This is a genomic window from Streptomyces sp. NPDC050564 (assembly GCF_044457265.1).
In the GTDB taxonomy this organism is placed as follows: domain Bacteria; phylum Actinomycetota; class Actinomycetes; order Streptomycetales; family Streptomycetaceae; genus Streptomyces.
The window spans coordinates 330,202-351,559 of record NZ_JBITGS010000004.1; the positions used below are offsets into that span (position 1 = coordinate 330,202).

24 protein-coding genes and 3 tRNA genes are annotated in these 21,358 nt (G+C 68.6%); 5 read left to right on the plus strand and 22 right to left on the minus strand.

Translation table 11 applies throughout. The features are described from left to right. Positions 1 to 474: 474 nt before the first annotated feature. From rplL to ACIBK0_RS09240, 9 genes are all read right to left on the minus strand, one after another. Positions 475 to 858, minus strand: a complete 384-nt coding sequence (gene rplL / locus ACIBK0_RS09200; RefSeq protein WP_399077248.1) for a 50S ribosomal protein L7/L12 — start codon at positions 856 to 858, stop codon at positions 475 to 477. Positions 859 to 971: 113 nt separating this feature from the next. Further along, positions 972 to 1,502, minus strand: a complete 531-nt coding sequence (rplJ, locus tag ACIBK0_RS09205) for a 50S ribosomal protein L10 (protein WP_388362300.1) — start codon at positions 1,500 to 1,502, stop codon at positions 972 to 974. Positions 1,503 to 1,811: 309 nt separating this feature from the next. After that, positions 1,812 to 2,672: a DUF1396 domain-containing protein gene (locus ACIBK0_RS09210; protein ID WP_399077251.1), complete on the minus strand. Its 861-nt coding sequence runs from the start codon at positions 2,670 to 2,672 to the stop codon at positions 1,812 to 1,814. 108 nt (positions 2,673 to 2,780) lie between these two features. Then, the gene (locus tag ACIBK0_RS09215) at positions 2,781 to 3,695 is read right to left on the minus strand and encodes a hypothetical protein (RefSeq protein ID WP_399077253.1); all 915 of its coding nucleotides are present in this window, start codon (positions 3,693 to 3,695) and stop codon (positions 2,781 to 2,783) included. Positions 3,696 to 3,863: 168 nt separating this feature from the next. After that, the gene (gene rplA, locus ACIBK0_RS09220; protein WP_399077255.1) at positions 3,864 to 4,589 is read right to left on the minus strand and encodes a 50S ribosomal protein L1; all 726 of its coding nucleotides are present in this window, start codon (positions 4,587 to 4,589) and stop codon (positions 3,864 to 3,866) included. Between the two features lie 76 nt (positions 4,590 to 4,665). Continuing rightward, a complete protein-coding gene (rplK, locus tag ACIBK0_RS09225; protein ID WP_095748118.1) occupies positions 4,666 to 5,100 on the minus strand; it encodes a 50S ribosomal protein L11 in 435 nt (144 codons plus the stop codon). A gap of 169 nt (positions 5,101 to 5,269) precedes the next feature. Then, positions 5,270 to 6,142, minus strand: a complete 873-nt coding sequence (gene nusG, locus ACIBK0_RS09230; RefSeq protein ID WP_399077258.1) for a transcription termination/antitermination protein NusG — start codon at positions 6,140 to 6,142, stop codon at positions 5,270 to 5,272. 77 nt (positions 6,143 to 6,219) lie between these two features. After that, complete coding sequence (gene secE, locus ACIBK0_RS09235; protein ID WP_189190363.1) at positions 6,220 to 6,501, minus strand: preprotein translocase subunit SecE; 282 nt, start codon at positions 6,499 to 6,501, stop codon at positions 6,220 to 6,222. A 108-nt stretch (positions 6,502 to 6,609) separates the two neighbouring features. Then, a tRNA-Trp gene (locus ACIBK0_RS09240) sits at positions 6,610 to 6,682 on the minus strand. Between the two features lie 248 nt (positions 6,683 to 6,930). On the opposite strand from ACIBK0_RS09240, the gene ACIBK0_RS09245 reads away from it, so the two are divergent. Next, positions 6,931 to 8,157 (plus strand): pyridoxal phosphate-dependent aminotransferase, encoded by a 1,227-nt coding sequence (locus ACIBK0_RS09245; RefSeq protein WP_399077261.1) that lies wholly within the window; start codon positions 6,931 to 6,933, stop codon positions 8,155 to 8,157. A gap of 129 nt (positions 8,158 to 8,286) precedes the next feature. Then, positions 8,287 to 9,315, plus strand: coding sequence for an adenosine deaminase (locus ACIBK0_RS09250; protein WP_399077263.1), 1,029 nt, complete (start codon positions 8,287 to 8,289; stop codon positions 9,313 to 9,315). On the opposite strand, the gene ACIBK0_RS09255 is transcribed toward ACIBK0_RS09250, so the two are convergent. Both ACIBK0_RS09255 and ACIBK0_RS09260 read right to left on the minus strand, forming a co-directional pair. Then, a complete protein-coding gene (locus ACIBK0_RS09255; RefSeq protein WP_399077265.1) occupies positions 9,296 to 9,973 on the minus strand; it encodes a hypothetical protein in 678 nt (225 codons plus the stop codon). The two genes, ACIBK0_RS09250 and ACIBK0_RS09255, sit on opposite strands and share 20 nt — an antisense overlap. Positions 9,974 to 10,003: 30 nt before the next feature. After that, entirely contained in the window at positions 10,004 to 10,615 is a 612-nt protein-coding gene (locus ACIBK0_RS09260) for a TetR/AcrR family transcriptional regulator (protein WP_399077267.1), read from the minus strand. 115 nt (positions 10,616 to 10,730) lie between these two features. On the opposite strand from ACIBK0_RS09260, the gene ACIBK0_RS09265 reads away from it, so the two are divergent. After that, positions 10,731 to 11,363, plus strand: coding sequence for an NAD(P)-dependent oxidoreductase (locus tag ACIBK0_RS09265; RefSeq protein ID WP_399077269.1), 633 nt, complete (start codon positions 10,731 to 10,733; stop codon positions 11,361 to 11,363). Between the two features lie 70 nt (positions 11,364 to 11,433). On the opposite strand, the gene ACIBK0_RS09270 is transcribed toward ACIBK0_RS09265, so the two are convergent. The 8 genes from ACIBK0_RS09270 to ACIBK0_RS09305 form a co-directional block, all read right to left on the minus strand. Beyond that, positions 11,434 to 12,489 carry a UDP-N-acetylmuramate dehydrogenase gene (locus tag ACIBK0_RS09270; protein WP_399077271.1) on the minus strand — a complete coding sequence of 352 codons (1,056 nt, stop codon included), beginning with the start codon at positions 12,487 to 12,489 and terminating at the stop codon, positions 11,434 to 11,436. A gap of 279 nt (positions 12,490 to 12,768) precedes the next feature. Next, positions 12,769 to 14,208 (minus strand): DHA2 family efflux MFS transporter permease subunit, encoded by a 1,440-nt coding sequence (locus ACIBK0_RS09275; protein WP_399077274.1) that lies wholly within the window; start codon positions 14,206 to 14,208, stop codon positions 12,769 to 12,771. 92 nt (positions 14,209 to 14,300) lie between these two features. Next, positions 14,301 to 14,870 carry a TetR/AcrR family transcriptional regulator gene (locus ACIBK0_RS09280; protein WP_399077277.1) on the minus strand — a complete coding sequence of 190 codons (570 nt, stop codon included), beginning with the start codon at positions 14,868 to 14,870 and terminating at the stop codon, positions 14,301 to 14,303. Between the two features lie 343 nt (positions 14,871 to 15,213). After that, entirely contained in the window at positions 15,214 to 15,642 is a 429-nt protein-coding gene (locus ACIBK0_RS09285; protein ID WP_399077279.1) for a MaoC family dehydratase, read from the minus strand. Position 15,643: 1 nt separating this feature from the next. Beyond that, complete coding sequence (locus ACIBK0_RS09290) at positions 15,644 to 16,096, minus strand: MaoC family dehydratase N-terminal domain-containing protein (RefSeq protein ID WP_399077282.1); 453 nt, start codon at positions 16,094 to 16,096, stop codon at positions 15,644 to 15,646. 177 nt (positions 16,097 to 16,273) lie between these two features. After that, entirely contained in the window at positions 16,274 to 16,438 is a 165-nt protein-coding gene (gene rpmG, locus ACIBK0_RS09295) for a 50S ribosomal protein L33 (protein ID WP_004571794.1), read from the minus strand. Between the two features lie 88 nt (positions 16,439 to 16,526). Beyond that, a tRNA-Met gene (locus ACIBK0_RS09300) sits at positions 16,527 to 16,599 on the minus strand. 46 nt (positions 16,600 to 16,645) lie between these two features. Then, a tRNA-Thr gene (locus ACIBK0_RS09305) sits at positions 16,646 to 16,718 on the minus strand. Between the two features lie 483 nt (positions 16,719 to 17,201). On the opposite strand from ACIBK0_RS09305, the gene ACIBK0_RS09310 reads away from it, so the two are divergent. Continuing rightward, positions 17,202 to 18,452, plus strand: a complete 1,251-nt coding sequence (locus ACIBK0_RS09310) for an amidohydrolase family protein (protein ID WP_399077285.1) — start codon at positions 17,202 to 17,204, stop codon at positions 18,450 to 18,452. A 170-nt stretch (positions 18,453 to 18,622) separates the two neighbouring features. Here the strand turns inward: ACIBK0_RS09310 and ACIBK0_RS09315 are convergent, their stop codons facing one another. After that, entirely contained in the window at positions 18,623 to 19,621 is a 999-nt protein-coding gene (locus tag ACIBK0_RS09315; RefSeq protein WP_399077287.1) for a hypothetical protein, read from the minus strand. A 196-nt stretch (positions 19,622 to 19,817) separates the two neighbouring features. Here ACIBK0_RS09315 and ACIBK0_RS09320 point away from each other — a divergent pair, with 196 nt between their 5' ends. Continuing rightward, positions 19,818 to 20,474 (plus strand): SDR family oxidoreductase, encoded by a 657-nt coding sequence (locus ACIBK0_RS09320; RefSeq protein WP_399077288.1) that lies wholly within the window; start codon positions 19,818 to 19,820, stop codon positions 20,472 to 20,474. 184 nt (positions 20,475 to 20,658) lie between these two features. Here the strand turns inward: ACIBK0_RS09320 and ACIBK0_RS09325 are convergent, their stop codons facing one another. Continuing rightward, entirely contained in the window at positions 20,659 to 20,871 is a 213-nt protein-coding gene (locus ACIBK0_RS09325; RefSeq protein WP_399077291.1) for a hypothetical protein, read from the minus strand. Between the two features lie 225 nt (positions 20,872 to 21,096). Further along, positions 21,097 to 21,330: a hypothetical protein gene (locus ACIBK0_RS09330; protein WP_399077293.1), complete on the minus strand. Its 234-nt coding sequence runs from the start codon at positions 21,328 to 21,330 to the stop codon at positions 21,097 to 21,099. Between the last annotated feature and the right edge of the window lie 28 nt (positions 21,331 to 21,358).

Genomic DNA, 21,358 nt, shown 5'->3' on the forward strand with positions numbered 1-21,358 from the left:
AACAGGCAGCGCAAAGGGTCAGTGTAGCCACTCGGCCCACTGATGTCCAGTCCCGGTTTTTGAGACCCTCATTGTTCTCAACACCTGCGGCAAGCCACGCCCTCAATGCACATCGATACTGCCCTCTTCGTCGTCGATCCATGCCTCGGATCCGGATCGTTGTGACGACGCGTCCTGAGAATTGCGCGCTGCGTGCGGTTCGTCAAGGCCCCCCATGCCCAAAGCAAGTGCCGCGAACGTCACGTGCAACCTGTCTTGCAGCCCGTCTTGCAGCCCGTCACGGGCTCGGCCGGAGACAACAACGAAGATCACCATACTCGCCGCCACCGACAGTGCAAGGCAGCCGCCGCCGGACCCCCTGGAACGCCGAAGAGCGACCACCCAGATGGGTGATCGCTCTTCAATGCGTCAGCGTTACAGCGCTACGAGAGCGGCTGTATCAGCTCGCGAGCAGTCCGTAGGGACCGCGAGGTGTTACTTGACCTCGACGGCCGCACCGGCGCCCTTGAGGGCCTCGGCGGCCTTCTCGGCGGCGTCCTTGGCGACCTTCTCGAGGACGGGCTTCGGGGCGCCGTCGACGAGGTCCTTGGCCTCCTTCAGACCCAGGGAGGTCAGCTCACGCACGACCTTGATGACCTGGATCTTCTTGTCGCCGGCACCGGTGAGGATGACGTCGAACTCGTCCTGCTCCTCAGCGGCCTCGGCAACGGCGGCCGGGCCGGCGGGGCCGGCAACGGCGACCGCGGCGGCGGCGGTGACGTCGAACTTCTCCTCGAAGGCCTTCACGAACTCGGAGAGCTCGATGAGGGTCATCTCCTCGAACTGCGCGAGCAGGTCTTCCTGGCTGAGCTTCGCCATGGTGGGCGATCCTTCCACTAATTCGGCGGGTGCCGGATGTACATGTCTGGCGGGCGTACGTTGGCCCGCTACGACCACTGCCTCAGGCGGCTGCGGTCATTTCGCGAGCCGAATTACTCGGCACCGCCCTGCTCGTCCTGCTTGGCGCGAAGAGCGTCCACGGTGCGGACGAGCTTCGAGGGAAGCGCCTGGAAGAGCTGAGCAGCCTGAGACTGCTTGCCCTTGAAGGCACCCGCCAGCTTGGAGAGCAGAACCTCGCGGGACTCGAGGTCCGCAAGCTTCTTGATCTCGTCGGCGGACAGCGCCTTGCCGTCAAGGACACCGCCCTTGATGACGAGGTTCGGGTTGTCCTTGGCGAAGTCACGAAGACCCTTCGCCGACTCCACCGGGTCACCGGTGACGAAGGCAACTGCCGTCGGACCGTTGAACAGGTCGTCGAGCGTCGAGATCCCGGCCTCGTTGGCCGCAATCTTGGTCAGCGTGTTCTTCACCACGGCGTACTGGGCGTTCTCACCGAGCGAACGACGCAGCGTCTTGAGCTGCGCCACGGTGAGACCCCGGTACTCGGTCAGCACAGCGGCGTTCGAGCTGCGGAACTGCTCCGCGAGCTCGGCTACCGCGGCAGCCTTGTCGGGCCTTGCCATAGAGCGTCGGCCTCCTTCCGGGTGATGACGACCGCTCGGAAGGGGCTGGGCAAAACGAAACGCCCCGGCGCAGGCGCACGGGGCGTAGCTCGACCGGTATATCCGCAAGCAGGGCAAGCGAACTCCGGGAGCACATCCACAGTCACCTACGCGGGTCGTCCGCAGTTTCAGCGGATCCTTCGGCCGCCCTGCCCTCTTGCGAGCACAAGGCAACGACCAGCGGTCTTTGGCTTCTGGAGAAGAGTACGTGAATGGGTCACTGTCAAGCAAATCCGCTCTGCGACGCCTCAGACCCGACGGTGACCGGGCTCAGCCCTGCCGCGCTTCCTTCATCATCTGGGCGAGGTCGGCGGTGTCCTTGGCGGGCGGGGCCTTGACCGTCACCGGCTTGTTGAAGTCGAGGAAGGTGATGGTCATGTCGAGCTTGCCCTTGTCGGCGTCGCCCCGCATGCGGAACTGCTTGGTGTGGTCGTCACCGTCGATCCACATGTCCATCGTGAGCGCGTCGATGCCCATCTTCTCGTACTGGTCGAGGCTCTTCTCCCGCTTCTCACGGGTGGCCTTGTCCTTGCCCTTGAGGGAGTCGCGGAACTCCTCGAGGGTGACCGTCCCCTTGTAGTGCGTGGTCTTCACGCCGTCGACGGTCTCGGTTCCGACCTTCTTCACGTCCTTGGAGCCGGTGAGGAAAGTGGACTCGGTGGCCGGATTCTTGTCGGCCTGTCCGGCGCCCAGCTGGTCGGCGTTCACCTGCTTGTCCGCTCCCAGCGCGGACATGTCGAACTTGATCCAGCTCTTTCCGTCCATCTCCTTGGCGACCTGTGCGCCCCCGCCGATGTACATCGCCTTGTCGACGAGCCGGAGCTCCACCTGGCCGTCGGTGGCCTGGTCCTCGGCCGTCATCTTCATGCTCATGGCCAGCGGCTTCATGCTCATCGCCGCCTCACCGCTGACACGGCCCTCCTCCGGGACCCGGCCGGTCATCCGGTAGCGGAGGGACGTGATGTCCTCCGTCTTCTTCGCTGCCTTGGCCACGGCCGCGGCGGGCGTCATCTTCGGCGATTCCTCCGCATCGCTCTTCGTACAGGCGACGGCACCCCCACCGACGACCAGGGCGGCGAGCGTCGCGCCCGCCGCTCTGCGCCGAACGGTTCCACGTACAGAAAACTCCATGATTCCCCCCAGGGAACAGATGATCGTTGCACAGCAAGGCTGCAGTTCACAGCACGGCCGCGAGCGTATCCCAGGGGGTTTCAGTGGGCTCCTGAATTCACATGGGACTCAGGAGGTGGTGCCGCCCGTGTTGCCCTGCGACTTCAGCAGGTCCTTGAAGTCGGCGGTGTCGCCCGCCGGAGGCTCCGTGGCGGAGACCTTCACCCCGTAGTCGCTGTAGTACGCGGTCGAGGACATGGTGCCGGTCGACAGCTCGCCCTTCTCGACCTTCTTGACCAGCAGGTCATCGCCGTTGACCCAGATGTCGACCTTCTCGGTGCTGACGCCGGCCGCCGTGAGCTGCTTCTTCAGGTCGGCCAGCTGGCTCGCGCTGAGATTGGAGGTCTTGGTCGCCAGGTCCGCGACGTCCACCGTGCCCGAGTAGTGCGTGGTCTGCTCGCCGCGCACCGTCTCCTCGCCGACCTTCGTCACGTCGCCGGAGGCCAGCAGGAGCTTCACCGACTGGTTCGGCGTGGTGTTCTGCATCTGGTCCTTCAGATACGCGCCCGAGCCGCCACCCAGCTTCGCCAGGTCGTCGTAGGCGTACTTGATCCAGTGCTTGCCGCCCGACTGCTGGGCGAACTTGTCGCCCATCCTCGCGTAGTAGGCATCGCGCAGATAGCGGGCCTGCATCGACGTGCTGCCGGTCTGACGCATCGTGTCGGCCATCGTGCCGCCGGTGTACGTGATCGTCATGGTGCCGGTGAGACCGTCGGACCAGCCCATGACGCCGTCCGCCTTCATGGACATCATCGTGCCCATGGTCGTCGTGGACTCGACCTTGGCGGAGTCGGCGTTGTCCGTGGTCTTCTCGGCGGAGCGCAGGGCGGCGATGGGGCTGACGTGCGTCGTGCCCTTGTGCCCCGCCTTGTCGTCCTTCCCAGAGCCTCCGGAGGAGTCCGAGGAATTACAGGCGGCCACCCCCGCCAGCGCGGTCACCAGCGCGATCGAAAGGGTCACGCGGCGCACGGTCGTGCTCTTCATTCGTCCCCACCCCTATGAGAATCCTGTGCTCTGCACGCTAGCGCAGCCCACTGACACCCGTATCCGGATTCGGTGTCCGCAGACAGGGACGGGCCCCGCACCTCGAAAGGTTGCGGGGCCCGTGTCAAAAACGCGTGCGCGACGCGGTCACCGGGGTGAGCGGGAGGCTCAGACGGCGGCCGGGTCCTCCTCGACGAGGAGGTTGCGGGTGCGGTTCGGGTCGACCGGAATGCCGGGGCCGATCGTGGTGCTGATCGCGGCCTTCTTGATGTAGCGACCCTTGGCGGCCGACGGCTTCAGACGAAGGATCTCGTCCAGCGCGGCGCCGTAGTTCTCCACCAGCTGGGAGTCGTCGAAGGACGCCTTGCCGATGATGAAGTGCAGGTTCGAGTGCTTGTCGACGCGGAACTCGATCTTGCCGCCCTTGATCTCGGTCACGGCCTTGGCCACGTCCGGGGTCACGGTGCCGGTCTTCGGGTTCGGCATCAGACCACGCGGGCCGAGGACACGGCCGAGGCGGCCGACCTTGCCCATGAGGTCCGGGGTGGCGACGACGGCGTCGAAGTCCAGACGGCCCTTCGCCACCTCGTCGATGAGCTCGTCGGAGCCGACGATGTCGGCGCCCGCGGCAGTCGCGGCCTCGGCACGGTCACCGGTCGCGAAGACCAGGACCCGGGCGGTCTTACCGGTGCCGTGCGGGAGGTTCACGGTGCCACGGACCATCTGGTCGGCCTTGCGCGGGTCTACACCCAGGCGGAAGGCGACCTCGACGGTGCCGTCGAACTTGCTCGTGGAGGTCTCCTTGGCGAGACGGACGGCCTCGAGCGGGGCGTACAGCTTCTCCCGGTCGACCTTGGCGTCCGCAGCGCGGAGAGACTTGCTGCGCTTGCTCACTACTGCTCCTGATGTGTTCTGAGGAGTCGTGGTGCGGGCCGAGCAGGCCCTTCCACGGATTTCCAGAAGGTGGGTGTCAGCCCTCGACCGTGATGCCCATGGAACGGGCGGTGCCGGCGATGATCTTCGCGGCGGCGTCCAGGTCGTTGGCGTTGAGGTCGGGCATCTTGGTGGTGGCGATCTCGCGGACCTGCGCCTGGGTGATCTTGGCGACCTTGGTCTTGTGCGGCTCGCCGGAGCCCTTCTCGACACCCGCGGCCTTGAGGATCATCTTGGCGGCCGGCGGCGTCTTGGTGATGAAGGTGAAGGAGCGGTCCTCGTAGACCGTGATCTCCACCGGGATGACCCAACCGCGCTGCGACTCGGTCGCGGCGTTGTAGGCCTTGCAGAACTCCATGATGTTGACGCCGTGCTGGCCCAGCGCGGGGCCGACCGGCGGAGCCGGGTTGGCGGCGCCGGCCTGGATCTGGAGCTTGATAAGCCCCGTGACCTTCTTCTTCTTGGGAGGCATGTGCTCTCTCCGGGTCCTAGTGAGAGTTTTCAGCTTCCGCCCGGTTCATCCGGATGGAGGCATACCGCACAACGATAACGGGTATCCATGCGCGGCCAAAAACCGAGCAGGTCAGACGGGCTTTTGACAGCCCGTCTGACCTGGTCGGAAGCGGTGAGTCCAGAAGGAGCTAGTTCTTCTGGATCTGGTCGAAGGAGAGCTCGACCGGGGTCTCGCGGCCGAAGATCTCGACGAGACCCTTGACCTTCTTCGAGTCGGCGTTGATCTCGTTGATGGTCGCCTGCAGCGTGGCGAACGGGCCGTCGGTGACGGTGACCGAGTCGCCGACCTCGAAGTCCAGCACCTGGACCTCGACCTTGCGCTGCGGAGCGGGCTTGCCCTCGGCCTCGGCTGCCTCGCGGGCGGCCTTCTCCTCGGCCTCCGGGGCGAGCATCTTGACGATCTCGTCCAGGGTCAGCGGGTACGGGTCGTAGGCGTTGCCCACGAAGCCGGTGACGCCGGGGGTGTTGCGGACGACGCCCCAGGACTCGTTCGTCAGGTCCATGCGGACCAGCACGTAGCCCGGGAGCTTGTTCTGCTTGATCGTCTTGCGCTCGCCGTTCTTGATCTGCGCGACCTCTTCCTGCGGCACCTCGGCCTGGAAGATGAAGTCCTCGACGTTCAGCGAGACGGCACGCTGCTCGAGGTTGGTCTTCACGCGGTTCTCGTAACCGGCGTACGTGTGGATGACGTACCACTCGCCGGGGAGGGTGCGAAGCTCCTCGCGCAGGGCGGTGACGGGGTCGACCGGCTCGGCCTCTTCGGCCTCCGCCTCGTCGGCGATCTCGGCCTCGTCGGCGAGGGCCTCCTCGGAGACGTCCTCGGCCTCGACGTCGTCACCGGACTCGTCCTCGACGTGCAGGGCCGCTTCTTCGGCAGGCTCGCCGGCGTCGGCGTCGGCAGCCTCGACCTCGTCCTCGACGTCCGCGCCCTCGACGATGTCGAGCTCGTCGTCAACGGACTCGACCGACTCGCTGGCGTCGTTCAGGTTCGGGTCAGACACGGTGGCTGCTTCTTCCTGGATACATGGGGGTGGAACACGCGAAAGGGGCGCCGGTGACGGCGCCCTTCGCTCTCGGCTCAGCCGAAGACGTACTTGGCGGCGTGGTTGAGCCCATAGTCAATCACGGTCACCAGGGCGATCATGATGACGACGAAGACAATTACCACTGTGGTGTACGTCGTCAGCTGATTGCGAGTCGGCCAGACGACTTTGCGGAGCTCCGCGACGATCTGGCGATAGAAGGTGGCAAGGCGCTTCAGCGGGCCCTTCTTGGCACGCTTACCGCCCTTGCGGGCCTTCTTCTTGGACTCGGGCGCCTCGGCATCAGGCATGTCGATGGAGCCCACGGCGTCCGTCACTCGTCCTCACCTGATTCCGGGTCGTGGCCGTGCCGCGCCCGGTTGAGCCGCACGGCGGTGCATTGCAGTACGTACATGCGCACACATCCTGGCGAAAGGTGTGTGTAGCAGGGCCGGAGGGACTTGAACCCCCAACCGCTGGTTTTGGAGACCAGTGCTCTACCAATTGAGCTACGACCCTTTGATTTCCCCCAACGTACCGCATCCGCCCAAGTGCTCGGTGTGCACCGGGTGAGTGCGGCCGGTGAAGGCCAACGAGGTGAGAGTGTACGTGGTCCTGAGCCGGTCGTCGAACAGAAAGTGTCCGTACGGGCCTTGTCCGCCGAAGATCGACTGGTGAGCCGCCCGGATCCGGATGGATGTTCTGCCGATGTTCAGTCTGTGAAACCCGCGTGCCGGGGGCGTTTCCAGTCTGAAACGATGGGTCCCATGAGCGCTGCAATCCCTCCCACCGAGCGCCGGGTCTCCGCCCGAGTCGGCGCGATCTCCGAGTCCGCCACCCTCGCCGTGGACGCCAAGGCCAAGGCCCTCAAGGCCGCCGGGCGTCCGGTGATCGGCTTCGGCGCGGGCGAGCCCGACTTCCCGACCCCGGACTACATCGTCGAGGCCGCCATCGAGGCGTGCAAGAACCCGAAGTACCACCGCTACACCCCGGCCGGCGGTCTGCCCGAGCTGAAGGCGGCGATCGCCGCGAAGACCCTGCGCGACTCCGGCTATGAGGTGGAGGCCGCCCAGGTCCTGGTCACCAACGGCGGCAAGCAGGCCATCTACGAGGCCTTCGCCGCGATCCTCGACCCGGGCGACGAGGTCATCGTCCCGGCGCCGTACTGGACCACGTACCCGGAATCGATCCGTCTTGCCGGCGGTGTCCCCGTGGACGTCGTCGCGGACGAGACCACCGGCTACCGCGTCTCGGTCGAGCAGCTGGAGGCGGCCCGCACCGAGAACACCAAGGTGCTGCTGTTCGTCTCCCCGTCCAACCCGACGGGCGCGGTCTACACCCGCGAGCAGATCGAGGAGATCGGCCGCTGGGCCGCCGAGAAGGGCCTGTGGGTCCTGACCGACGAGATCTACGAGCACCTCGTCTACGGGGACGCGGAGTTCCACTCCCTGCCCGTGGTGGTGCCCGAGCTGCGCGAGAAGTGCATCGTCGTCAACGGCGTGGCCAAGACCTACGCCATGACCGGCTGGCGTGTGGGCTGGGTCATCGGCCCCAAGGACGTCATCAAGGCCGCGACCAACCTGCAGTCGCACGCCACCTCGAACGTGTCGAACGTGGCCCAGGTCGCCGCGCTCGCCGCCGTCTCGGGCGACCTGACGGCCGTCGCCAAGATGCGCGAGGCCTTCGACCGCCGCCGCAAGACCATCGTGCGCATGCTGAACGAGATCGATGGCGTGCTCTGCCCGGAGCCCGAGGGCGCCTTCTACGCCTATCCCTCGGTGAAGGCCCTCATCGGCAAGGAGATCCGCGGCAAGCGCCCCCAGGACACGGTCGAACTGGCCGCGCTCATCCTGGAGGAGGCCGAGGTCGCGGTCGTCCCGGGCGAGGCCTTCGGCACGCCGGGCTACCTGCGTCTGTCGTACGCCCTTGGTGACGAGGACCTCGTCGAGGGCGTCAGCCGGATCCAGAAGCTGCTGGCGGAAGCCCGCGACTGACGTTTTCGCGCTCCACGCGCGTGTGCGGGCCGTTTCCCTTCGGGGAGACGGCCCGCTTCTTCGTGCGAGCAAGACCACTAACGGGGAAAGCGCTACCGGGACGGCAGGAACGTACGGCAGGATCCTGGAATGGAGCGCGTACGTGATCTCTCTGAACTGCCGAAGGCCCATCTGCACCTGCACTTCACCGGTTCGATGCGGCACACCACCCTGCTGGAACTGGCCGACAAGCACGGGATCCATCTGCCCGACGCACTGACCGGGGCGGAGCCGCCGAAGCTGCGGGCGACGGACGAGCGGGGCTGGTTCCGCTTCCAGCGGCTGTACGACGCGGCGCGGTCGTGCCTCAGAGACCCCGATGACATTCGGCGACTGGTGCGCGAGGCCGCCGAGGAGGACCTCAAGGACGGCTCGGGGTGGCTGGAGATCCAGGTCGACCCGACGTCCTACGCGCCTCGTCTGGGCGGTCTGATCCCGGCTCTGGAGATCATCCTGGACGCGGTCGACACGACCGCACGGGAGACCGGCCTCGGGATGCGCGTCCTGGTGGCCGCGAACCGCATGAAGCATCCGCTGGACGCCCGCACGCTGGCTCGCCTGGCGGTGCGGTACGCGGACCGGGGCATCGTCGGCTTCGGGCTCTCGAACGACGAGCGGCGGGGCATGGCGCGGGACTTCGACCGGGCGTTCGCGATCGCGCGGGAGGGCGGGCTGCTGTCCGCGCCGCACGGCGGCGAGCTGACCGGGCCGGCCTCCGTCCGCGACTGCCTGGACGACCTGGGCGCCTCGCGGATCGGTCACGGGGTGCGCGCCGCCGAGGACCCGCGGCTGCTCAAGCGGCTCGCGGACCGCGGGGTGACCTGCGAGGTCTGTCCCGCCTCGAACGTCGCCCTGGGGGTCTACGAGAAGCCGGAGGACGTCCCCCTGCGCACGCTCTTCGAGGCCGGCGTCCCGATGGCCCTCGGCGCCGACGACCCGCTGCTCTTCGGCTCCCGCCTGGCCGCGCAGTACGAGATCGCCCGCCGCCACCACGGCTTCACGGACGCCGAACTCGCCGAGCTGGCCCGGCAGTCCATCCGCGGCTCGGCCGCCCCGGAGGACGTCCGCGCGAAGCTGCTGGCCGGGGTCGACGACTGGCTCAGCGGCCCGGCCGCTTGAAGTGGGCGTACGGCGGATACGGCTGGAAACCGATGACGACCTCGGGGCTGCGCCGGGTGCCCGATTCCTCCTGCAGCTCGCCGGAGATCGAGGTCATGAAGGCCGCCTTCCCCTTGACCACACCCCTCTGGCGCGGTCCCCAGCCCGCCGCGTACGAGAAGGCCGTGGCCACCGAGGCGAAGACGTCACGGCTGCCGATCAGGAAGAACGTCCGCGCATGACTGCTGTGCCGGAGCAGGTCCCGCAGGTCCGTGCGGTGGCGCCGCCGCTGCCAGGCCTCCGCGTCGCGCGCGGTGCGGGCCTCGTCCGTGCGGACGGTGAGGGGGGTGCTGTGCGTCAGCCTGCGGCGCAGTTCCGGCCATTTGCTCGGGCGCAGGCCCGCCGAGTGATGGACCAGGACGAGGTCGACGAGGTCGGGGCAGCCCACGTAGGGCGGGGGACCCTCCCGTAGGGGCACATGCACGATCGTGTGCCTGGAGTAGGCGGCGAACGAGAACAGGCCGGCGAGCCGGTTCAGCCCGTCGTGGTCGCCCATCAGCATGCCGAGCGAGGCCTCGGGGTCACGGAGCGAGGTGTGGCGCAGCGGTGTCCAGGGCTGCACGACACGGTGCTCGTGCGGGCCGGTGCGAGGTCTGAACTGGCGGAGCCTCAGCCGCATTCGGTATGCCTCATGCCTCCAGGGTGATCGTCAGGCCGGGCCACCGGCAAGCGAAATACCGCGCAGGAGCGTGCGGGCGAGGGCCGGGGCGAAGGTGTCCACGGGAGGCGGCTTGCCCTCCGCCGTCGCGTCGTAGGCGAAGGCGCGCTGTGCGCAGGCACCCATGAGCAGCGAAGCGGCCGCGAAAGTGTCGGCATAGGGGTGGACGCGCCCCGCCTGCTGTTCCGCTCGCAGATACGCGGCGACACCCCGGATCGGCATGTGGGCGCCCGCACCCATCTGCCGCATGGCCTCGTCGTGGCGGCGCTTGAGCTGTGTCTCCGCGTACAGGGAGGCGGCGATCGGAAAGCTCTGCTCATAGAAGAGGGCCGCCTGTCGGGCGATCTCCGTGAGGTTCTCCTCGACGGTGTGCTTCTCCGGCTCGGACGTGAGCCTGTCCAGGAGGGGGCCCAACGTGGGCAGCCGCTCCTTCAGGACACGGATGAACAGCTCTTCCTTGCTCGCGAAGTACTTGTAGAGCGCCGCCTCCGAGCAGCCTGCCGCCTTGGCGATCTCTTTCGTGGTGGCGCGGGCGAGGCCGACGGTGAACATGAGCTCGTACGCCGCGTCGAGGATGCGGATCCGGGCCGGTTTCTGCTGCATGGGACGCAAGGATTCCATGGCCTGTCCCATCGGGCTTGACGGGTGGGTGAGTACTTACTCATTCTAGGAGCAAGCAAGGGTGAGTGAATACTCACCCACTCGAGGGGAGCACACCGTGAAACTCACCGTTTTCGGCGCCACCGGAGGCATCGGCCAAGAGATCGTCCGGCAGGCGTTGAAGTCGGGCCATCAGGTCACAGCGGTCGTACGGGATCCGGCGCGCCTGACCGTCACGGGCGGGGGCCTGGAAGTCTTCCGCGCGGACGTCACGGACCCCGAGGCGTTGCGCGCGGCGGTCGCGGGCCGGGACGCGGTCCTCTCCGGGCTCGGTGCCCGCAGCCGCAAGGACGCCGGGGTCGCAGCCCGGCTGACCCGTACGGTGCTGGACGCCATGGAGGCGGAGGGGGTGCGGCGGTTGCTGGTGGTGAGCGCGGCCCCGGTCGGTCCCGACCCGGAGGGCGCCGCACTCGTCGACCGCGCCATGCGCGGCCTGATCTCGGGGATCCTGAAGGACGTCTACGCCGATCTCAAGGAGATGGAGGACGAGCTCGCCCGAAGCACGACCGACTGGACGGTCGTCCGTCCACCGCGGCTGCAGAACAAGCCGGTGACCGGCTCGTACCGCACGGTCGTCGGGGGTTTCCCGCTCAAGGGCCGGTTCATCGCGCGCGCCGATGCGGCGCACGCGATGCTGGCGATGATCGACGACGCCCGGACGGTGAAGCAGGGCGTGGGTGTCGCCTACTAGGCGCCGATTTCGAAAGGCGCCCAAGGCGCCCCTCTGCGGAGCCCTCTCAGAGGCTGACGCCAGAACCGCCTCAGAGGTTGACGCCCACCGTCACAGGCTCGTTGACCAGCGTGATCCCGAAGGCATCACGGACGCCGACGACCACCTCACGGGCCAGCGCGAGGAGGTCCTCGGTGGTCGCCTCGCCACGGTTGGTGAGAGCCAGCGTGTGCTTGGTGGAGATCCGAGCGGCCCCGCCGCCGTAGCCCTTGGTGAAGCCCGACTTGTCGATCAGCCAGGCCGCGGAGGTCTTGGTGTGGCCGTCGCCCGCCGGGTACGCGGGCGGCACGGCGTCGGCGCCGAGCCGATCCTGCACGCGCGCGTGGAACGCGGCGAACTCTTCGTCCGTGAGGATCGGATTGGTGAAGAACGATCCGGCGGACCAGGTGTCGTGGTCCTCGGGGTCCAGCACCATGCCCTTGCCGGAACGCAGCTTGAGAACCGTCTCGCGGGCCGCGTCCAACGGCACCCGGTCGCCTGGCTCCACACCCAGCGCGCGAGCCGTCTCCGCGTACTTGATCGGCGCCGACAGACCCTCCGCGTCCTCCAGCTCGAAGCGGACGCGCAGCACGACATGACGCTCGGGGTCGGCCTTGAAGCGGCTGTGGCGGTACGAGAAGGCGCACTCGGCGTTCGTCAGCGTGACCGTCTCGCGCGCCTTCCGGTCGTACGCGATCACTTCGGTGATCGTCGAAGACACTTCCTGCCCGTACGCGCCCACGTTCTGGATCGGGGTCGCGCCCGCGGAGCCGGGGATCCCGGCGAGGCACTCGATACCGGCGAGCCCGGCCTCGACGGTGCGGGCGACCGCGTCGGTCCACACCTCCCCGGCCGCCAGCTCCAGCCTCGTACCGTCGAGCGCGAAGCCGCTCGTCGCGATGTGCAGTGCGGTCCCGGCGAAACCCTTGTCGCCGATGACCAGGTTCGATCCGCCGCCGATGAGCAGCAGCGGCGTGCCGGCGTCGTCGGCCTCGCGCACGGCGGCGATCACCTCGGCGTCGGTCGTGGCGGTGATCAGCCGGGTCGCCGGGCCCCCGAGCCGGAAGGTGGTCAGCGGGGCGAGCGGGGCGTCGTGGAGTTCCTGCACGGGCTCAAGAGTACGAGAAGGCCCGGGGCCGCCCGGCCACCGGTGGGTACGTGGTCCGGGATTCCGTCCGCCCCGCCGGTGGGCACGCGCTACGGGATCGCGCCCCGCCACTCGTGCGGGTGAGGCATGAGAACGGCCCCGCCCGTAGGGGCGGGGCCGTTCCTCGTCGGGTTCTTGTCGGGTCCTTGTCGGTCCTTGTCGGGTGCTGTTCGACGAAGCGTCGCGGCACCTGCGCCCGGTCGAGGGGCAGTCCTTCGGCGGACGCCGGCCGGGCAGGACTCACCTCAGCGCGTTCTCCAGAACCGGGGTGTCGGCCGAGGACGCCACAGGAGTCCCGCTCACCGGCTGCCGCCGGGGCAGCAGCGCCGCGGCCACCGCTCCCGCGCCGACCACCGCCGCGCCCACCCACAGCGCGGGCGAGAGCCCGTCCACGAAACGCTGCGCGGACTCGTAACCGCCCTGGGCCGAGAAGACCGAGGCCAGGATCGCGATGCCGAGAGCGCCGCCGACCTCGCGGAGCGCGTTGTTGGCGCCGGAGGCGATGCCCTGCTCGGACGGGCGGACGCTGGACATCACGAGGTTCGCGGCCGGGGCGAAGTACAGGGCCATGCCGATCCCGCTGATGATCAGGGCGGGGAGCTGGGCGGCGTACGACACGTCGGGGGCGACGATCAGGGCGAACCAGCCGAGCCCGACGGCCTGCAGGGCCAGGCCGACCGTGATGACCGGGCGGCCGCCGATCCGGTCCGAGAGATACCCGGCTATGGGGGCGACGATCATCGGCATACCGGTCCAGGGGAGCATCCGCAGGCCTGCCTCGGTGGGCGAGTAGCCGACGACGCCCTGCAGGAACTGGCTGAGCAGGAAGATCGATCCGAACATCCCGACGAACATCAGCAGGCTCGCGGCATTGATCGCGGAGAAGGCGCGGCTGCGGAAGAGGCGCATCGGCAGCATCGGGTTCTTGTGGCGGATGCCGTGGTGGACGAAGCCGGCGAGGAGCGCACCGCCCGCGATCAGGCCGGTGAGCACGGGCCCGCTGGTCCAGCCGTCGATGTTGCCGCGGATCAGGGCGTAGACGATGCCGAAGAGACCGCCACTGGCGAGCAGGGTGCCGGGGATGTCCAGAGGTGCGCCGGTGCCGTAGGACTCGGCGAGCCGCAGCCGGGCGAGCGGCAGCACGGCCAGGCCCAGCGGGACGTTCAGCCAGAAGATCCACTGCCAGGACACGTGCTCGGTGAGGCTTCCCCCGATGAGTGGCCCGGAGGCGACGGCGAGTCCGTTCACAGCGCCCCAAATCCCGTACGCCAGCCCGCGCTTGGCGGCCGGGACGGCGGCCGTCAGCAGGGTCAGTGTCAGCGGCATCATGATCGCCGCGCCGACGCCCTGGACCGCACGGGCCGCGATCAGGGAGCCGATGCCGGGCGCCATGGCCGCGGCGGCGGACGCGCCGGTGAAGACGGCGAGTCCGCCGAGGAAGAGCCGTCGGCGGCCGAATCGGTCGCCCAGCGCAGCGCCGAACATCAGCAGCACGGCGAAGGTGAGCGTGTACGCGCTCACGGTCCATTCCAGGTCGCCCAGCGCTCCCCCGAGGTCCTTGCGGATGGAGGGCAGTGCGGTGGTGACGACGAGGTTGTCGAGGGCCGCCATGAATCCGGCCACGCTGGTGATGACGAGGGCCCAGGCGGCTCCTCCGCGACGTGCTGTCTGTGGTGACATCGCTCCCCCAGGAGTGATCGTTATTGACGGTTAGTTATTACTGACTAACTTTCGCGCCCATGAAAAGGCGCCGATCTTCGCCTTCCCTGTACTTACTTCTCCAGCCGGCCTGTTGCCCGCGCCGACGGGTAGAGCCCCTCCCAGACCCGGTGCTCGGGCGGAAAGCCCATGGCCACCAGGCAGTTGATGAGCATTCCGTACGCCATGAAGGTCGCAGTTTCGTCCACGTCCGCCCCGAGCGGCACATGCACCGCGTCCCAGAGCCGCATCCAGCCGGCCCGCACCGCCTCGCCGAACTCGCGGTCGCCCGCCTCCTCGGCCGCCGCCACCGCCACGTACGTCTGCATCTGCATGAGCAGCCGCTCCGGCTCCTCCTCGATGACCTTGACGTACGCGTTACCCATGGCATGCAGGGCTTCTTCGCCCTCCAGCCCCTCCGAGGCCTCCTCGAAGGTGCGCCGGAAGAGCTCCATGCAGCGCTCGGTAGCCGCGAGGAAGATCGCCTTCTTGCCCGGAAAGAGCCGGAAGAGGTACGGCTGCGAGACGCCCACACGCTTGGCGATCGCCTCGGTTGACGTGCCGTGATAGCCGCCCCGGGCGAACTCGCTCATCGCCGCGCGGATGACGCTCTCGCGCCTCTCTTCTGCGCTCATCCTGACCATGCGAGTAAGTTAGTACTCAATCACTAACTACGTCAAGGGAGTGTCGGAGCCGACCGGAACGGCGTGGTGCGCGGACGCCGGGACGGTGCGCAGACTCCAGCACGGTGCGCAGACTCGGAGGGCGGCGCAGAGGCCGGAACGCCGCCCGAGTGCCAGAGCGCGGCGCAGGACGCCGGAACGCCGCCCGAACAAAGAACGTTGTCGCAGGTAGGGGGGATCACGCAGTAAGGGGCGCCCCACAATGGAGAACGCCCCTTACGTCACACGCTGAGCACCACTTCCCGCACTGCTCACTGCTCACTGCTCACTGCTCACTGCTCAGTACGCACTACGCACAACGCGCTCAGGCCAGTCGTACGACCGCCCGCGACATGCCCAGGACCTTCTGGCCGGCGCTGGTAGCGGTGAGGTCGACGCGGACGGTGTTGTCGTCGAGCTTGGCGCCGATCTTGGCGCTGACCTCGATGGTCGCGCCCTTCTCGTCGTTCGGGACGACGACGGGCTTCGTGAAGCGGACGCCGTACTCGACGACCGCGCCCGGGTCGCCGACCCAGTCGGTGACGACGCGGATCGCCTCGGCCATGGTGAACATGCCGTGCGCGATGACGTCGGGCAGACCGACCTCGACCGCGAACTTCTCGTTCCAGTGGATCGGGTTGAAGTCCCCGGAGGCACCGGCGTACTGCACGAGCGTGGCACGGGTCACGGAAAAGGTCTGGGCCGGCAGCTCGGTGCCGACCTCGACGTCCGCGTAAGAGATCTTCGCCGTCATGTCAGCCCTCCTCCGCCGCACGCGCCACGAGCTTGGTGACGGCCGTCACGACATGCTCGCCCGCCTCGTCGTGAACCTCGCCCCGGATGTCCAGAATGTCGTTGCCCGCCAGGGACTTGATCGACTCGATGGTCGAGGTGACCGTGAGCCGGTCACCCGCGCGCACCGGACGGGTGTAGGCGAACTTCTGGTCGCCGTGCACCACGCGGCTGTAGTCGAGGCCCAGTTGCGGGTCCTGGACGACCTGGCCCGCGGCCTTGAAGGTGATCGCGAACACAAAGGTCGGCGGGGCGATCACATCCGGGTGCCCGAGCGCCTCGGCGGCCTCCGGGTCCGTGTACGCAGGGTTACTGTCCCCCACGGCCTCCGCGAACTCGCGGATCTTCTCCCGGCCGACCTCATAGGGGTCGGTGGGCGGGTAGGACCGCCCCACGAAGGACTGGTCGAGCGCCATGGGCTCGGCACCTCCTGGTTGTCTTCGCCGGACTGGCAGTCACAGCTGGACTGGCAGTCACGGCTGGACCGGTTGTCACAGCTGGACTGAACCGTCTTAGTCGGACGGACTGTCTTGGCTCTATAACGACGCGAGGCCGCCCCCCGCAAAGGGGACGGCCTCGTGTACGAGCCTGATTTATCGCGTTTCGCGGTGCGCGGTGTGCGCGTTGCAACGCGGGCAGTGCTTCTTCATCTCCAGTCGGTCCGGGTCGTTACGCCGGTTCTTCTTGGTGATGTAGTTCCGCTCCTTGCACTCCACGCAGGCCAGCGTGATCTTCGGGCGGACGTCGGTGGCAGCCACAGGAGTGCTCCTTGACGAACGGATGGGACGATTAACGCATAGAAGAGTAGCCGATCGAAGGACCGACCCCACAATCGGCTACTGTCAGTAGCGGTGACCGGACTTGAACCGGTGACACAGCGATTATGAGCCGCTTGCTCTACCGACTGAGCTACACCGCTGTGATGCGATCGGGCCCCGCCTTGCGACGGGAACCTCTCACACCAGAGCCCCAATACGGAATCGAACCGTAGACCTTCTCCTTACCATGGAGACGCTCTGCCGACTGAGCTATTGGGGCGAGCGATGAAGACATTACACGGTCGGCCGCCGATCGCCCAAATCCGTTTCGCGGCACCCGCCCCGGCCTGTTCCCCGCCGTTTCCCCGGGCGTTCCCGTAGCCGCTCATGAGCCCCTCGCGCACCACCGATCACCACGGGTTCACAGCTGGGACCCGTCCATGCCGGGCCCCTCCTCACCTGGCGGACCACGCGGGTGGTCGCTCCTGGACCACAGGAGGAAGCTGCCGGACCACACAGGTGGGAGCCCGTCAGGCCGTAGGGGTTGGTGCCCGTCGGGCCGTACGGGTGGGAGCCGCCAGGCCGTACGGGTGAGAGCCACCGGACCACACCGACACGGCCGTGGACCACACCGGTAGGACTATTGCGCTCCTCCCCGACGCGGACGGATCGCCACCCTAGGCTCGACTCACGCTGCGTGATCTTGTGTCGTCACTCTCCGCAGTCGTCCCTCCCGCAGCCGCCCCCGAGCCCCAGGAGCGCGATGCCCGACAGTCAGCCCCAGCCGCCCCACTCCTCGTCGGGACAGACCGACACGGCGGCCCTCCTGCTGTGCGGGGCACGGCTCACCGACGGCCGGACCGTGGACGTGCGGCTGGGCGGCGGGCGCATCGAGGCGGTCGGCACCGCCGGGAGCCTGGCGACGGGCGCCTCCGGGGTCCTCGCCGCCAAGGTGGACCTCGACGGCTACCTCCTCCTGCCGGCCCCGGCCGAGCCGCACGCGCACGGCGACACGGCCCTGACGGCCGACGGCGACGGCCCCCTCACATACGACGCCCAGGAGGTCCAGCGCCGGGCCACCGAGGCCGCGTTGCTGCAACTCGGCCACGGAGCCACCGCGCTGCGCTCACACGTCCGCGTGGGCGACGTACAGGGGCTGGACGCGCTGACGGCGGTCCTCCAGGCGCGCCGGTCGCTGCGCGGGCTCGCCGAGCTGACGGCGGTGGCGATGCCCCGAGTACTGACGGGGGTGGCCGGGGTCGACGGGCTCGCGATGCTGCGGGACGCCGTGAAAATGGGCGCCTCCGTGCTGGGCGGCTGCCCGGACGTCGACCCCGACCCGACGGGGTACGTGGAGGCGATCCTGGAACTCGCCTCCGAGCACGGCTGTCCGGTCGACCTGCACACCGACGGCGACGACCCCGCCCGGCTCGCCCGGCTCGCGGCGATGGCCGGTGGACTGCGGCACGGGGTGACGCTCGGCCCGTGCGGCGCGCTCGGCCGGTTGCCCGTCGCGACGGCCTCTCGGGCGGCCGACCGACTCGCCGCGGCGGGCGTGACCGTGGTGTGCCTGCCGCAGGGCGGCTGCGGTGCCGTGGAACGGCGCGGGATCGCTCCCGTACGGCTGTTGCGGGCGGCCGGAGTACGGGTCGCGGCGGGCAGCGGCGCCCTGCGCGACATGTCGAACCCGGTGGGGCGCGGGGACCCGCTGGAGGCCGCGTATCTGCTGGCCTCGCGCTACGGGATGCGGCCCGACGACGCCTACGACGCGGTGAGTTGCGCCGCCCGGGCCGCCCTCGGGTTGCCCGAGGTGCGCGTGGAGGCGGGATTTCCGGCCGAGTTGCTCGCCGTACGCGGGCACCGGCTCGCGGGAGCGCTGTCGTTGGCGTACAGCCGGATCGTGGTGCATCGGGGGCGCGTGGTGGCGCGGACCAGCGCGGTGCGGGAGTACTGCAACTCGGCGGCCGCAGCGGGGTTGGACCTGCCTCGGCAAGGGCGGGGGGAACCGTCGTAAGCCGCCCCGCCCTTGCCGAGGTGTCTGTGGCCACCACGCGCGCGTGGAGGTCCGTGACCGCGACGCGCGCGTGGGTGCTGTGTACGTCCACGTTTTGTATGTCCACGCGCGTGTGCGCAGCGACTACGGCGACTACGGCGACTACTGGGAGTCGCCGGCGGTCTTGACGCTCAGAGCTCGCCGCCGCCCAACAGGCCACCGGCGAGCGGGCTGCCGCCGGGCATCTTGTCGGCGGGAATCTCCGTGGCCCCCGACGGCGCGCTGACGTCGCCCGCCTCGGAGAACTTCAGGACCAGCGGCAGTTTGGGGGTCTTCGCGTCGTCGGCGAGGACGGAGAGGTCGACCTTGACCTGGGTGAGGTCGCCGTTCTTCAGCGTGAAGTCGACCGCCACCTTCTTGTTGGGAGCTTCCTTGAGGTCCTTGTCCGAGGGGAGGTCCGTACCCGGCGGAAGGTCGCCCTCCAGCGGTCGGAGCTTGTCGAAGATTCCCCTGATCAGTTCCCGGAAGTTGGCCTTGGCGACGACCCGTTCGGTGTCGCCGCTGCCGCCCTCGGCCCGGAAGGTGACGTCGTGCGCGATGACACCGCGTACCGCTGCCACGATCTTCCGCTGGGTCTTGGCGTCGATGTCGCCGGCGCCGTCCGCCCCCTTGGAGGACTTCGAGGACCCCGAGGACTCCTGCGCCTTGGCGAGATCCTGGGTGTTCATCTTCACCCAGTCTCCCTCCAGGACCTTCCTCAACTCCTTCTCGCTCTCCGGGATGTCGTCGGCCGACGGCATGGGGAAGCCCATCGCCTTGCCGAGGGCCTTCATGTCGGCGCGGTAGTACGTGAAGTCGCCGACGACCCGGTACTCGACCAGGACGCCTTCGGCCCCCGTGATCTTCATACTCGTACCGATGAGGTCCTTCTCGCCCGAATCCGCCAGCGCCTTCTTCGACTTGACGGCGACATCCACGCGCAGCCCGCTGAGGAGCTTCGCGAACTCCGGCGGGAGGGCCTCTTCGGAGCCGGCGTCGCCCGCCAGCGCGGTGAGCGCGTCGGAGTCGGCGTCGAGGTCCAACTGGAAGGCGAGCGACTTCTGTTCGCCGAGCCGGTCGACGGCGTGATCCACCTTCTGCCCCGCGGTGAGGTTCTGGACCGTGCCGCAGGCGGCCGCCGTGGCGAGCACGACGGCGGCGCAGCCTGCCGCGGTGACGGTCTTGCGTATGGCGTTGATGGTGTTCTCCTCTACGACGCCGCGCGGTGCCGCACGGCATCCCCTCGTTCTTGCGTTGTTTCTCGTTCGGAGTGATCAACCATGTGACACGTGAGTTGTCCACAGGGTTGTGCGGCGAAGGCGTCCATCCGGGCGTACGGTCGGAAACATGCGCATTGTCATCGCTGGAGGTCATGGTCAGATCGCGCTGCGGCTGGAGCGGCTGCTCGCCGCGCGCGGTGATGAGGTCGCGGGGATCGTCCGCCGCGCCGAACAGAACGACGATCTACGGGCGGCCGGCGCCGAGCCGGTCCTGTGCGATCTGGAGTCGGCCACGGTGGAGGGGGTCGCCGCGCATCTGCAGGGTGCGGACGCGGCCGTCTTCGCTGCCGGCGCGGGCCCGGGCAGCGGGTCGGCCCGCAAGGAAACGGTGGACAAGGGCGCCGCGATCTTGTTCGCGAAAGCGGCTGAGCGCGCGGGCGTGCGCCGTCACGTGGTCGTCTCCTCGATGGGTGCGGACGCGGCGCACCAGGGCGATGACGTCTTCGACGCGTATCTGCGCGCGAAGGGCGAGGCCGACGAGTACGTACGCAGTCGTACGGGCCTGGACTGGACGATCCTGCGCCCCGGCAGCCTCATCGACGACGCCGGCACCGGCCTCGTACGTCTGGAGGCCTCCACCGGCCGCGGCATGATCCCGCGCGACGACGTTGCCGCGGTTCTCGCGGAACTGGTGGACACCCCGGCGACCACGGGCCTGACGCTGGAACTGATCAGCGGCTCGACACCGATCTCGGTGGCGGTCAAGTCGGTGGCGGGGAACTAAGACCTGACCTCCGGATCACGCCGGTCTCGCCCTGAAACGCCGCTTCCAGCCCTGCGACGCCTCTTCTCGCCCTGCAACGTGCAACGTTTCTTGAGTCCCGGCGCAGGCGTGATCCGAGACGGGCCCTTGGGACCAAGGCCTGCTGTCGCGGGATTTCCGTCCGGGAGCGGCGTGCCCGGACCGGTCAGAACAGCGGAAGCTGCCCGGGAAACTCCGGAACGGCGTACCCGTCCAGCGTCGGCTGCGCCGCCCCGAGCTGCGCCTGCCTGCGGGACCCGGGACAGGAGACCAGCTCCCCGCTCTCCCGCACACCCGGCGGATCATGCCGAGCGAACCGCCCCGCGACGACGGCGATCTCCCGACGGCACTCGGGGCAGTTCCTGCGACGCGATGACATGGGATCAGTGTGCCCCGTGGGGAGCGGATCGTATCGGCGTGCGATTCACGTGGCGTCGGGCTTCCCCCGCTACCTCCGCACGGGCGCGCGGCATCCGGACCCGCGGCGGCACGAAGCGTCCGCGCGCCGCGCGTACGTGCTCGTCCCACCGGTCCCGCAGAACTCGAGGGTGCCACCCGGCCAGCGTCTGCCCATCCCGTACGCCTCGGGCTGGGCATCCAGCAGTCACCAGCCCACCCGGCGTCGCTCCCGGTCGATGTGGATGTCGGCCTCCGCGGCGATCTCGCAGGTTCCGCGCTCGGGCGCGGTCACGAGGCGGTCGAGCAGCACGGGTCCCTCGGTGACGGGGTGATCATTGTGGTCGGCGATCGCATACGACCGTCCCATGGCGACGGTGACGACGCCGACCCCCAGACAGCCACGGAGCTCTGCCGGCCGGTGGCGGGACGACGTGGGCACACCGCCGGGGTTGAGGCCCAGCGCAGCT

What these genes read in the sequence shown, in the direction of transcription:
- rplL (WP_399077248.1), bottom strand. Translation starts at nt 858, where the DNA reads ATGGCGAAGCTCAGCCAGGAAGACCTGCTCGCGCAGTTCGAGGAGATG.
- rplJ (WP_388362300.1), bottom strand. Translation starts at nt 1,502, where the DNA reads ATGGCAAGGCCCGACAAGGCTGCCGCGGTAGCCGAGCTCGCGGAGCAG.
- ACIBK0_RS09210 (WP_399077251.1), bottom strand. Translation starts at nt 2,672, where the DNA reads ATGGAGTTTTCTGTACGTGGAACCGTTCGGCGCAGAGCGGCGGGCGCG.
- ACIBK0_RS09215 (WP_399077253.1), bottom strand. Translation starts at nt 3,695, where the DNA reads ATGAAGAGCACGACCGTGCGCCGCGTGACCCTTTCGATCGCGCTGGTG.
- rplK (WP_095748118.1), bottom strand. Translation starts at nt 5,100, where the DNA reads ATGCCTCCCAAGAAGAAGAAGGTCACGGGGCTTATCAAGCTCCAGATC.
- ACIBK0_RS09245 (WP_399077261.1), top strand. Translation starts at nt 6,931, where the DNA reads ATGAGCGCTGCAATCCCTCCCACCGAGCGCCGGGTCTCCGCCCGAGTC.
- ACIBK0_RS09250 (WP_399077263.1), top strand. Translation starts at nt 8,287, where the DNA reads ATGGAGCGCGTACGTGATCTCTCTGAACTGCCGAAGGCCCATCTGCAC.
- ACIBK0_RS09255 (WP_399077265.1), bottom strand. Translation starts at nt 9,973, where the DNA reads ATGCGGCTGAGGCTCCGCCAGTTCAGACCTCGCACCGGCCCGCACGAG.
- ACIBK0_RS09260 (WP_399077267.1), bottom strand. Translation starts at nt 10,615, where the DNA reads ATGCAGCAGAAACCGGCCCGGATCCGCATCCTCGACGCGGCGTACGAG.
- ACIBK0_RS09275 (WP_399077274.1), bottom strand. Translation starts at nt 14,208, where the DNA reads ATGTCACCACAGACAGCACGTCGCGGAGGAGCCGCCTGGGCCCTCGTC.
- ACIBK0_RS09280 (WP_399077277.1), bottom strand. Translation starts at nt 14,870, where the DNA reads ATGGTCAGGATGAGCGCAGAAGAGAGGCGCGAGAGCGTCATCCGCGCG.
- ACIBK0_RS09285 (WP_399077279.1), bottom strand. Translation starts at nt 15,642, where the DNA reads ATGACGGCGAAGATCTCTTACGCGGACGTCGAGGTCGGCACCGAGCTG.
- ACIBK0_RS09290 (WP_399077282.1), bottom strand. Translation starts at nt 16,096, where the DNA reads ATGGCGCTCGACCAGTCCTTCGTGGGGCGGTCCTACCCGCCCACCGAC.
- ACIBK0_RS09310 (WP_399077285.1), top strand. Translation starts at nt 17,202, where the DNA reads ATGCCCGACAGTCAGCCCCAGCCGCCCCACTCCTCGTCGGGACAGACC.
- ACIBK0_RS09320 (WP_399077288.1), top strand. Translation starts at nt 19,818, where the DNA reads ATGCGCATTGTCATCGCTGGAGGTCATGGTCAGATCGCGCTGCGGCTG.
- ACIBK0_RS09325 (WP_399077291.1), bottom strand. Translation starts at nt 20,871, where the DNA reads ATGTCATCGCGTCGCAGGAACTGCCCCGAGTGCCGTCGGGAGATCGCC.